Origin of the sequence: Streptomyces sp. NPDC050388, from assembly GCF_040655635.1 — a bacterium.
Lineage (GTDB): Bacteria > Actinomycetota > Actinomycetes > Streptomycetales > Streptomycetaceae > Streptomyces.
On sequence record NZ_JBFAKH010000084.1, the window covers coordinates 1 to 10908 of the forward strand.

General features: G+C 66.7%; 10 protein-coding genes and 2 pseudogenes. 5 read left to right on the forward strand and 7 right to left on the reverse strand.

Going from position 1 to position 10908, the window contains the following annotated elements; all coding sequences use genetic code 11:
* Positions 1-132 precede the first annotated feature (132 nt).
* Positions 133-309 (reverse strand): hypothetical protein, encoded by a 177-nt coding sequence (locus tag AB0I73_RS33115; RefSeq protein ID WP_363043646.1) that lies wholly within the window; start codon positions 307-309, stop codon positions 133-135.
* Here AB0I73_RS33115 and AB0I73_RS33120 point away from each other — a divergent pair.
* The 4 genes and pseudogenes from AB0I73_RS33120 (at position 268) to AB0I73_RS33135 (ending at position 2014) form a co-directional block, all read left to right on the forward strand.
* The gene (locus tag AB0I73_RS33120; RefSeq protein ID WP_363043684.1) at positions 268-588 is read left to right on the forward strand and encodes a hypothetical protein; all 321 of its coding nucleotides are present in this window, start codon (positions 268-270) and stop codon (positions 586-588) included. The two genes, AB0I73_RS33115 and AB0I73_RS33120, sit on opposite strands and share 42 nt — an antisense overlap.
* Positions 589-630: 42 nt before the next feature.
* Positions 631-795 (forward strand): annotated as a pseudogene (locus AB0I73_RS33125) (IS30 family transposase); the annotation flags it as partial.
* A 7-nt stretch (positions 796-802) separates the two neighbouring features.
* Positions 803-1092, forward strand: a pseudogene (locus AB0I73_RS33130) (IS3 family transposase); the annotation flags it as partial.
* 355 nt (positions 1093-1447) lie between these two features.
* The gene (locus tag AB0I73_RS33135) at positions 1448-2014 is read left to right on the forward strand and encodes a hypothetical protein (protein WP_363043648.1); all 567 of its coding nucleotides are present in this window, start codon (positions 1448-1450) and stop codon (positions 2012-2014) included.
* Between the two features lie 376 nt (positions 2015-2390).
* Here AB0I73_RS33135 and AB0I73_RS33140 read toward each other — a convergent pair whose 3' ends face one another.
* Together AB0I73_RS33140 and AB0I73_RS33145 are read right to left on the reverse strand one after the other, a co-directional pair.
* Positions 2391-3632, reverse strand: a complete 1242-nt coding sequence (locus AB0I73_RS33140) for a plasmid partitioning protein (RefSeq protein WP_363043650.1) — start codon at positions 3630-3632, stop codon at positions 2391-2393.
* On the reverse strand, positions 3629-4783 hold the full coding sequence (locus AB0I73_RS33145; protein WP_363043652.1) for a ParA family protein: 1155 nt from the start codon (positions 4781-4783) through the stop codon (positions 3629-3631). The genes AB0I73_RS33140 and AB0I73_RS33145 overlap by 4 nt, the downstream gene beginning before the upstream one ends.
* Positions 4784-5126: 343 nt before the next feature.
* On the opposite strand from AB0I73_RS33145, the gene AB0I73_RS33150 reads away from it, so the two are divergent.
* Entirely contained in the window at positions 5127-5705 is a 579-nt protein-coding gene (locus AB0I73_RS33150; protein WP_363043654.1) for a restriction endonuclease, read from the forward strand.
* A 455-nt stretch (positions 5706-6160) separates the two neighbouring features.
* On the opposite strand, the gene AB0I73_RS33155 is transcribed toward AB0I73_RS33150, so the two are convergent.
* From AB0I73_RS33155 to AB0I73_RS33170, 4 genes are all read right to left on the reverse strand, one after another.
* On the reverse strand, positions 6161-6907 hold the full coding sequence (locus AB0I73_RS33155; protein ID WP_363043656.1) for a VWA domain-containing protein: 747 nt from the start codon (positions 6905-6907) through the stop codon (positions 6161-6163).
* 261 nt (positions 6908-7168) lie between these two features.
* The gene (locus AB0I73_RS33160; protein WP_363043686.1) at positions 7169-9211 is read right to left on the reverse strand and encodes a TerD family protein; all 2043 of its coding nucleotides are present in this window, start codon (positions 9209-9211) and stop codon (positions 7169-7171) included.
* Positions 9212-9717: 506 nt separating this feature from the next.
* Complete coding sequence (locus AB0I73_RS33165; RefSeq protein WP_363043658.1) at positions 9718-9921, reverse strand: hypothetical protein; 204 nt, start codon at positions 9919-9921, stop codon at positions 9718-9720.
* Between the two features lie 454 nt (positions 9922-10375).
* Positions 10376-10908 (reverse strand): tetratricopeptide repeat protein (locus AB0I73_RS33170; RefSeq protein ID WP_363043660.1); only part of this gene is annotated, 533 nt, incomplete at its 5' end.

The following is a 10908-nucleotide window of genomic DNA, read 5'->3' on the forward strand; positions in this document are numbered from 1 at the left end:
AGCACGTCGCCGGCGCCGGACTCGACGCTCAGCACGAACCGGTCCTCCTCCGGCTCGGGGGCCGGCATGCCCGGGAAGGGCGGCGGCACGGCCGCGCCCGGCGCGGCCCACCCCCTCCGTCGTGCGGTTCCGTCAGGAGTCGGAGCCCGCCATGGCCTCGATCAGGCTCTTGGGCCGCATGTCGGTCCAGTTCTCCTCGATGTACGCGACGCACGCGGCCCGGTCGGTCTCCGCGAGGGCGACCGTCCAGCCCGCGCACGCCACCGCCTGTCCCGGCGCGGCGATCGCCAGCTCAACGCGGCACTTCACACCGTCGCCATCACACAGATCCGCATGCCGGGCACCCGGGGCCACACCTACTACCAGGCCAAACTTGCTGAAGGAAAGACAGCTCGGGAAGCGCAACGCTGCTTGAAACGCCGCCTCGCTGATCACGTCTGGCGCACGATGGTCGGCGACGAACGCCGACGCACCGGGACGACGGGCCCGGGAGGACAACTGGGGGGCGACTACAGCATCCAGCGCGGTCGGCCCAACCCCGACGGCCGACTCTTCGGACAAGTCACTTCCCGGACCCATCAAACCTGAGCCTACGCCACCAGACCAACCAGCTTGACAAACACAGAGGCACCCAAGGGCACCGACCTGTCGCGTTGGGACGCCGACGAGCTCCAGGCCGTCGCCGCCACCCTCAACAACAGACCCCGTAAAACCCTCAACTGGAAGACCCCCACCGAAGCCCTGAACGAGCACCTACTATCTCTCCAGGGAACCGATGTTGCGACGACCGGTTGAGTCCAAGCAGTTCTGTTCACGGAAGTTCGTCTCCGTTCTCGCACGTCATGGCCTGGTCGACTCGATGGGCAGGGTCGGTGCCGCCGGCGACAACGCGGCCATGGAGAGCTTCTTCGCGCTGTTGCAGAAGAACGTCCTTGACCGCCGCACCTGGCGCACCCGACACGAGCTGCGGATCGCGATCGTGACCTGGATCGAACGCACCTACCATCGCCGAAGGCGCCAGATTCGTCTGGGCCGATTGCCCCCGTCGAGTACGAGATCATCATGGCCCCTCACGCAGCACTCGCTGCATAAACCCCGACTGTCACCCGATCACGCAGCAGTCCCGACTGGTGCTTCGAGCATCTGGGCTGCCCGGTCGCCGAGCGCACTTTCACGGCGGGGAACCTGTCCGTTGTTCACGGACTACGACTGGCAGACGGCCGCGAGGTGGTGCTGAAGATCCGCGACGACGATGCGCGGCTGGGAGCCTGTACCTGGGTACAACGCCGGATGTGGCAGGCGGGCTTCCCATGCCCGGAGCCATTGACCGGTCCGTTGCCGCTGGGCAGGAAGGTCGCCAGCGCCGAGACTCCTGTGCCGGGGGGGGGGCGAGGCGCCCGAGCTCGCCGATGCTCCCCGACTGTTCGCTGGCCTCCTGGCCGACTTCGTGACCCGCGCAGAGGGTTTCGATCCGCAGCCGCTGCTACGGCCCGCCCCTGCTTGGATCCACTGGTACCACGAGGAGGACGGCGTCTGGCCGGTCCCGGATGACCGGGATGCCGACCTCAACGCTGAGCGGTGCTGTGCCACGGCGTGGGTCGACGAGCTCGGCGCGGCCGTGCGTGAGCGGCTCGAGGAGGTCCACGACGCCGCCTGCGTCTTCGGACACGGGGACTGGGACGGCCGCAATGTGAAGTTCCGCGACGGCCGGCCGCGCGCGGTCCACGACTGGGACAGCGTGCTCTACGAGCCCGAGGTGGTGATCATCGGCCAGGCCGCCGCCATGTTCGAGGGCGGGCCCACCGGTGCAGGCGCCTCGGTCGAACGGACAGTGGCCTTCCTGGAGGAGTACCAAACCGCGCGCGGACGAGCGCTGAGCGACAACGAACTGCAGCTGTGCTGGGCAGCGGGCCTGTGGGTGCGCGCCTTCAACGCCAAGAAATTCCATCTCGACAACTTCGAGGCGCTGGGGCGCGACGAAGCCGAGACGAGGATGAGGCGTGCCGGGATCTGATGTGATGAGGTGCTGACGCACTGACGGAGCCACACTGTGGGCGAGGCTCAGGCAGAGCGGTCAATGGTCATGTTTAAACAGTGGCCACAAGTACCCGGACCATCCATGCGGCTGCGAGTGGGACGACAGCTGGTGCATGGTCTGGGCCCATCCACCGAGCCCGGTGCCGTCCCGACCACTGCTATGTGCCACCCGGCCACCCCAGTGACCGCCGTCAGCATCCCCAACCCTGAGGAAGACGCGCCAGCGACCTGAGCGACCTGAAACACGTAACTGACATGCCAAGGCCCGGCTTCCCATCACGATGAGGGAAGCCGGGCCTTTCTGTGTTTCAGGCGCCCCTGTTCTTGCAGCGCTTCGTGCCGCACTGTCGAGGTCAAGCCGTCATGGTCTCGCTCGTGAACTCGGCAAGCAGGGACTGTAGCAACTCCGGGTCGTGTTGCTTTGCCGCCCTCAGCATGTCCTTCAACAGGTTGAGGGAGGGGTCCAGCCCGGCCCTGTCCCAGCACTTCGTTGCCATCAAGCGCGTGGACTTCAGGAAGTCCTCAGGTTCCATCTTGACTTCCAGATGCATGGCCACATAGACGGGGTTGTCGTACGGCAACCGCTTGGGCTGGCTGTCCTCCTGCTCCTCTTCCGTGACCGCTGCATCACCAGCCGGGTCGTTCCGCTGTCCGGGCAGCGCCGAAGAGGACTCCGCCGTCTTCTTGCCACCGTTCAGTGTCCGACGCTTCTGCACTGAGACGCCCGTAGCGTCCGCTGTGCCGGAGTCGCCGGATGGTTCGTTGTCCGCGGACAACAAAGCCCCTGCGGCCGTCCCCGCCTGGGCTCCCCGTACGAGCTCCAGCGCTTCCTTCTCCTGCTGCTTGAGCATGGCCGCTGCCGTCTTCGTCTGCTCAAGATGATCCAGCAGCGCTGCGGCATCAAGACCTGGATTGTCCTTCAAATGGCGGGCAAGAAGCCGACCATCACGCTCCGCGAGGCTGCCAGCGCTGAGCATCGACTGCAGCTCCGTCGGCAGCTCCAACAGGACGAGCTGGTTGGTCACCCAGGACCGGTCCTTACCCAACTGCTCAGCAGCACGAGAACGAGCACCACGCTCTCCCTTCTCCGCACAGACGTCCACCAAGTGCTGTACACCTCGGGCCCGCTCTATGACGTCGAAGTCTTCACGGTCGAGGTTCTCCTTGAGCAGGTGGTTGATGAACTGCTCACGAGAGGAAGCCAGGTCGTCCCGGACAACAAAGTCCAGCGCTTCCACCCCAACGTGAACGCCGCTGCGATAGCGTCGCTCACCGTTGATCAGAACATGTTTGGCGGAACCGATCCGTTCCTCATGCTCGGGCCACAGCGTCAGGTAGGCGTCACGAGTGACAGCGACACAGGCCGACAACTGCGCCTGACGCAGCTCCTCACCGAAGCGAGTCAGCTCCTCCTCCGTGCCGAAGTTCCGGCGCGGATTCAACGGGGTGGGCGCGACCTCGTCCAGCTGCAGCCGCACAAGCTCATACGCAGGCACATCCCCCTGAGCGACGGCCTTGGCACGACCTCGGGCACTACGTCCTCGAGTAACGTTGCCGAACGACGATCCGGTCCCCAACTTGTCGGCGACACTCATGCGCTGATCCTCCGTGCCACAGTACGCATCACATCTGCCTGGTCACCGTAGGGCGCGTGCACGAGCAGCGGCTTCTTCACACGGACCGCCTCACGCTGGTCCTTCAGCTCGGGGACCACGGCGAGGACGGGCGGTTCGCCGATGTTGCGCCATTCATCGAGCGATGACGTAGCGACGAAACCCTTGCGGCTGTCGTACATGTTGACCACGAAGCCCAGCAGAGCAATGTCGATGTCCATGTCCTCAATGAGGTCCTGGACCTGGTCGTAGAGCATGTCGTAGGCGTCAGCTGAGGAATCCTCGGCCAGCACTGGGACCACGATGCCGGAGGCGTTGGGTTCTTCCCCGTCACGAGTGCGGCAGTAGTACAGGGCGGTGTCCATGGAGTAGCCCAGGCTCGGGGGGCAGTCGACGATGATGTAGTCGAACTCCTGCTCCACCGGCTCGAGGGCCTTCTCCAGCGCCGTCTCCTTGATGCGTACGGCCTTGGTGGTGGCCAGCTTCGCGTCGAGCAGGAACGCGTCCTTGCAGGCGGGCAGCAGCCACAGATGCTCTTCGAAGTCACCACCCTTTATCGGCACGAGCAGCTCGCTCAGCCCGCCCTTGGCCTCCTTCAACATGTGCTTGGCCAAGCTGGCCTCATCGATGTCGAGCATCGGGTAGCCAAGCTGCTTGGTGAGGTGGCCCTGCGGGTCGAAGTCGATGAGCAGCGTGCGGTGCCCAGACTCTGCGAGCGCTTGGGCGACGCCAGCGGAGACCGATGTCTTGCCCACGCCGCCCTTCTGGTTACCGAAGATGATTCGGCGCGCTCCGGTGACCCGCGCTGGCCTCGGGCGTGGGGACGGGTTGCTGTCGAGCCACAAGCGGATCGACTGGGCGATCCCCTGGTTGTAAGAGACGCTGCGGGTCTTGCAGTCCTGCTTGAGCTTGCCGTACAGCCCGGCCGGAAGATAAGTCGCGAACGACGTGCCCCCGGCAGTGTCAACAACCGGGCGGCCCTTTGCTTTCCGCCAGGCCTCAACACCTTCAGTGACGGCGTCCTGGATGTCCTTCCCCAGTTCCGCCGCCCGGACCTTCAGCTCCTTGCGCAGCTCAGCAGGCAGCTTGGCTACTACCTTTTCCCGATCGGTCGGGTCGTATGGCGCGGTCATGGCGCTACCTTACTCGCCTGACCCGGTTCAGAAACCCCGCAAAGCACGTGTCTGCCCACGTTTGTTGTCCGCGGACAACAAACGTCCAAGCCTGTCAACCACGAGTGAACGTTGTCCGCGGACAACAAGCAGGCCCAGGGCGGCCACGCCAACCTGTCTGCCAGAACAGCCCGCCAGGCCCATGAACGAGCATGACCTGGAAAGGGAGGGCGCCAAGGCCCGGGCGATACCCATCAATAGAGACAACGCGCGGGTACAGGCAGCCAGCATCTGGCCGCATTGGATGGGCAGCCCAACGGATGGGGAGCAACAAGCCAGCAGACCACAGAAGGAGGACGACTCCATGGGAACAGTGCTGATTGTTGCGTTAGTCGTCGCTGCCATCGGGATCATCGTCACCAAGCTGGTGAATGCCGGACGACGCGAGGCGCAAGCGGAGAAAGCCCGACTGGCCGAGGAAGCGCGCCGCCAGGCCCGCCGATCCCTGGACGCAGTCTGGTTAATGGACGATCGCCAGTTCGAGGAGTACGTCGCAGACCTGTGCCGCCGGGACGGATGCACCGACGTGAAACGAGTCGGCGGCGCCGGCGACCTCGGGGCCGACGTCACCGGCCTCCTGCCCGACGGCCGCCGGGTCGTCATCCAGTGCAAGCGCTACGCCAAGCACCGCACGGTCGGCAGCCGCGACATCCAGACATTCAACGGCACCGCCCGCGCCGAACACGGCGCCGACGTTCCCGTCTTCGTGGCCTTGTGCGTCTTTACGAAACCGGCCCGCGACTTCGCCGCCAAGCACCAACTGGTACTCATCGACATCAACCTGCTCGGCTTCTGGAACAGCGGTACCACGCTGACCTCGTTCCTGGACCTGGACATCGGCAGATCCGGCACCAACCGCAAACTTCACCCGGACCACGACTGACAGGAGCCCTGACGCGCCCGAGCACCAGGCGGGTCTATTAGGAATTAGGCTCTGGCCCACATTCGGTGGAGACGCTTTGTGGCCACGGTTGCTGACGGTGGAGTACGCAGGTCGGAGGGGTGCTCGCGGTTGCCAGGCGGGACTCTCGTCTCCGGACGCAGCCGTCGTCCCCTCCATGAGCTGCGAGATCCGGGCCCAGACGGACGTGACACTCGGTCACCACCGAATGTGGGCCAGAGCCTGATTCATGACACTCCCCGCCCAAGTTCAGCGCTGCCTGACCATCGTGGAGGCGGCGGGGTCGGGCAGGGCGGTCCGTTGACACTCCGCTCGCGCGGAGAGGGGCGATCGCCCGAGTCTGGGCGATGGCTGTTCGAGAGAGGGCACGGATAGGTATACAAGGGGTGTCGCGCCTGGTGGCCGACGCACCGGTGCAGGGAATGACCCTGGACGTTTCACTGCACGATGCCGGCGGTGCGGGCGGCGGCCAGCCAGTCCGGGAACTCCTGCAGGAGCTGGTCGAAGAGTTGGTGGTCCGGGATGGCTTGCGGGGTGCGGCCGGCGTGGAAGAAGCCCGCGTTGTCGACGATGCGGCGGGCCGGGACGGCGAGGGTGTCCAGCTTGCGCAGGAACGCGAACTCGTTGTCGTCGGGGTCGCCGAAGCCGATGAACTGCCAGAACAAAGGAAGGCGAGCGGCCTTGCACAGGTAGCGTTCGGCAGCGAACTTGCTGGTGGGGCCGCCGTCGGTCTGGAAGATGACCAGGGCGGAGCACTGGCTGCCGGATTCCATGTAGTGGTCGATGACCTCGTCCATGGCCCAGTGATAGTTGGTGCGTCCCATGTGACCGAGGTTCTCGTGCAGTTTGTTGATCCGGCCACGGTGCCCGCCGAGCGTCAGGTCCGTGGATCCGTCGACGTCGGTGGAGAAGAACACCACCGGAACGGTGCCGTCGTCATCGAGGTGAGCCGACAGCGACAGAACCTGCTCGGCCAGGTGCTGCATGGTGCCATTCCGGTAGTAAGGCCGCATTGACCCGGAGCGGTCCAGCACGAGATACACCGCAGCCCGCACGTCCTCCAGCCCATGCCGACGCACGCTGGCACCTGCCGCCTTGTACAGGCTGACCAGATCGGGCGCCCTTTCCTGCACCTTGGTCAGGCTGATGGCCGCGGTGCGCTCACTGCCGTTCACCGAGATCACTCCCCCATGGTGGTGCACCGCTTCCGAGCAGGTGCAGCGTTCGCCCACTTGACTGCGAGCAGTGTGGCTTGCTTTGCGCATCGTGCTGCCGGTCTTGGCAAACCTGATCGCCGTCGACGCTCTGGCCTACCTCGCCCACCCTCAACTGGCCCATGGTGCCGGGGCGGGTGAGTGTCCTCTTGCGCAGGTCGAGTGCGGGCCTGTGCAAGAGGACGGTCTTGTGGCGGGCACAGACGGCGCTGCTGCCGTCTGTGCCGGGCGTCATCCCGTCGTCGTGCGTTCCCTGGACGGCGCCCGGCGTGTTGTCGGGGCGTCCAGGTGGATGACGACGGTGGTGTAGAAACGGTGCACGGCATCGTCGACGCTGCGGATGAAGCCGGACTCGGCGTTGCCGCGGCCGCTTCCCATGCTCTTGAGCAGAGACAGACGGAACCCGGTGATCTTGGTGCCGTTGTCCTTGGGGAGCAGGTCCGCCGGCTCGGGGCGGAGCCGCTCCAGCGTCCCGCGGGGGCCTCCGGTTTCACTGTCGACGAGGGTTTCGACATGGAGGTCCGCCGGTGCCTCGGCCAAGCGTCGGACGAGTCGCTTGGCCCAGCTCAGGGGATAGCCCTGCTCGGGCGCCGGGGTTTCGATGGAGGTCCGCAGTTTGCCGGTGCGCAGGTCGGCGCTGATGGCCAGGACGCCGGGGGTGCCCTCGATGCGCAGCTCCGCCTGGAGTCGTCCGTCGAGACAGAGCTGGTCGGCGAGGCGGTTTCGGCGTTCTGTGGGATCCGCTCCGCGCTTGGCTCGCTGGACGGGCAGTACCTTCTGTCCGAGTTCGCCGCCCAGCCTGAGGCAGACCTGGCGGATGAGCCGTTCCCAGTTCTCGACCACCTCCAGGGCCCGTGCGTCGCCCTGGCAGAGGGTTTCGTCGTCGATCCCGTTGCGCACGGGGACCCAGGCGGGCCCCATGTTCTGGAAGCCGTGGCAGCCGGAGTTCTCGTGCTGCAGGTAGTGCAGCAGTTCCTGCAGCAGCCAGGCGTGCGCCGCGTTGCTCACTCCCTCATGCCTGATCAGCATCTGTGCCTGGTGGACGACTTCCGCCCAGGACAGGTGCCACAGGGCCACCTTGTGCTTGCGCCGCCTGTCGATCTTGACGTCGACGAGCGGGCTGCCCTCCAGTGCGACGTCGTTCGTCAGCGTGATCACGGCTTCATAACCGCGGCGCGCGGCGATGTCCATATACGCCTGCACCTGGTCGGCCTTGAGCGCGTTGCCGTTGGTCTTCGTCTCGACCAGCGCGGTCCACAACTTGCCGGCCCGCTCCACACGGATCACCCCGTCCGGGCGCCGCGGACTGTCCCCGTGGGGCAGGGAGACCTCCGTGAACGTCTCCATGCGACCCGCCGGAGCCCCGAAGCCGGCGGTGAGTCTCCTGCTGAACTCCGGCACCTGCGCCATCACCGACAGCAGCACCGAGGTGGCACGCATCTCACGGTCCCGGTCGCTCTTGAGCGCCGATACCGGGAAGAGTCTGGCCGGCCTCCAGGAGTCGTTCTCCGCCAGGGTCTTCTTGACCGTCTTGGGAAGGGTGACCTTCTTCTTCGCGGTGCGGGGACGAGCGGCAGGCTTCTTCGGCTCGACGACCTCGCTCTCAGGCCGACGAGGAGCGGGAATGTCCTCCCCCGTCACCTGCCGGGCCGGCTCCTCGGTCGGCGCCGGACTCGCCGAGTCCGGCTGCTCGTCGCCTTCGGCGCCGTTGAGGGCTCCCTCCGCCTCCGCGGCCGCGTCGTCCTCGATGTCGACGCCGAAGTCCGTCGCCAGCCCCGCAAGACCGGTTTCGTAGCCCTGCCCGACGGCGCGGAACTTCCACCCCTCTCCGCGCCTGTACAGCTCGCCGAAGATGACCGCCGTCACGGAGCCGGCCTCGTCGACGGCGAACCGGCAGAGGTTCTCACCGGCCGCGTCGGCCAGCGTGATCCGCACGTCTTCCAGCTCGCCGAAGCGTGCTCCGTCGTACCGGCTCGCAGCGACGACGATCCGGTCGATCTCGGACGGTACCGCGGTGAGATCGAAGCTGATCCGGTCCTCGCTGCCGTCCGCCGTCGGCGTCTTGCCCAGAAGCTGCACGCTTCCATCGGCGGCCACCGGATGGTTGTAGAAGTAGAAGTCGCTGTCGCTGCGCACCTTGCCGTTCGCGTCCAGCAGCAGGACCGACACATCCGCGTCGCCCTCGCCGGTGGGGCTGGCCCAGCCCAGACCGACCATCACTGAACCGACGTCGTCACTCAGGTCCGTCAGGGCCACGTTCGAACCCTTGATCATTTCCCGCACAAAGCCCCCCAACGGCGCACCTTGGACATGCGGAGGATTCCATCCCCTCTGCCCCCTTGCGCGACACAAGATGACGAGTCGCACGAAGAAAACTGTAATACGCACAGAGCCCAGTCGTGGAAGTGCCGTGAAGCCGGGTGATGATACGCATCGGTTTGTCAGTGTGATCTCGGCGTAGTTCTGCCCCGACCGCGGACGAGCCGACCTCTACGCCTCGGACTCTGCAGCCCAGGCCAACGACAGCGATAACGGCGGGCGTTGGGTCCGTTCTGTCGGGCCCGGGCGAGGCCGGGGCGGCGGGCTGAAGGCTGTCGTGTGGTCTGTTGGCTGGGTCGGGTTGACGGTGTGACAGATAGCCGGCGACCTGCGGTGTGCCCGGCTGACCCCCGCGGCGGGTTCCAGCACGACAGCCGTGACAGCCCCGCTTGCGGACCGGCCAACGCGTGCCGTGAGTGGCGCGGTTCGTGCGTGCCACGCGCGCGAGGCGGTGCGGGCTGTCACCGCCCGGTGGGGCCGGTGCCGAGGGTGCGGCGTCCGGCCGGACGTGGGGGTGGGGGCGCCGGCTTTGTGGCGGCCGGGACGGCGGCGGAGAAGCGTTCGGCGGCGAGTTGGGCGCGCGGCGCCGGGGGCGGGCTGCCGTCCGCGTGAGGTAGCTCGGTAAGGGCGGGTCCGGTGCCCAGAGGGCGGCGGTGGTCGGTCATCGCCCGATTCTCCCCGCCCCCGGGATCTTCTTCCCCGCTCGGTCGGCTGCTCCGGCCCGGCCCAGGGTGCGCGCGGGTCGCGCGCGTGCGAGGCGGTGAACTCCGGCGAGCACCGGGCGGCGGCGCCGGGTCCGGAGCAGGGCGCCGGGGGCCCGGCAAAACCGGGCCGGTACCGCCCGAAGGGGTCTTCGAGGGAAGTAGTCGGCGCGGCCGGCGCCCCTTGACCGAGCCTGTGACGTGCAGGTTCTCCTTGCAGGGCGAGACTGCCGAGGTGCCTTGTGAAGCGCCCCGGAAAGCGTCCTGCAAGGCGCCTTGGAGAGCGCCCTGCCCGCTGGCTCCCGACCGGTACCACCGCGCCGTCCCTCCGGCCAATGTGCCTACAGGTGAAGCACCCCTGTAGGCCTGGCCACGCGCCTGAACACGCGTGGCCTTGACCGATACGCCGACAACCGGCTCACTCCGAGGCACGCTCCACGATCAGCCGGTAGCACTGCCGCGCGCGATCGGCCACCCCATCTCCCACGGCATCCAGCTCTGCCAGATAGGCCAACATATCCGTGATTGCCTCGTGATCCGGATTCGCGAAGAGGAACTCCTCGGTCGCCTCTGCCACACCGCTTTCCGGTTCGAGGAGTAGAACCCGGAAAAGGCCCAAGAACCTGGCGGCAGCTTCGTCCGGCGGGCTCACCGGGGACATGAGCAGCCGGCTCCACTGCTCCGCACATGCCTCGAGGCCCCCCTCCACGGTGTCGAGCATGAGCTTCTCGAACGTGCTGGAGAGATCGTCGGGGTCTGCTTCGACGGCCCGCTCCAGGTCTTCACGCGCCTGGTCGTAGTGGCCGGCCTGGCGGTGTGCCTGGCCGCGGGAGCCGAGGGCCCAGGTGAGTGTGGGGTCGAGTTCGAGTACGGCGGTGAAGTCGGTGACGGCTTGATCGTAGTGGCTGGCCTGGCGGTGTGCTTCTCCCCGGTCGGCGAGGGCCCAGGTGA

Excerpts from the sequence above, each read along its gene's own strand:
- AB0I73_RS33140 (WP_363043650.1), bottom strand. The coding sequence starts at position 3,632 with ATGAGTGTCGCCGACAAGTTGGGGACCGGATCGTCGTTCGGCAACGTT.
- AB0I73_RS33145 (WP_363043652.1), bottom strand. The coding sequence starts at position 4,783 with ATGACCGCGCCATACGACCCGACCGATCGGGAAAAGGTAGTAGCCAAG.
- AB0I73_RS33150 (WP_363043654.1), top strand. The coding sequence starts at position 5,127 with ATGGGAACAGTGCTGATTGTTGCGTTAGTCGTCGCTGCCATCGGGATC.
- AB0I73_RS33160 (WP_363043686.1), bottom strand. The coding sequence starts at position 9,211 with ATGATCAAGGGTTCGAACGTGGCCCTGACGGACCTGAGTGACGACGTC.
- AB0I73_RS33165 (WP_363043658.1), bottom strand. The coding sequence starts at position 9,921 with ATGACCGACCACCGCCGCCCTCTGGGCACCGGACCCGCCCTTACCGAG.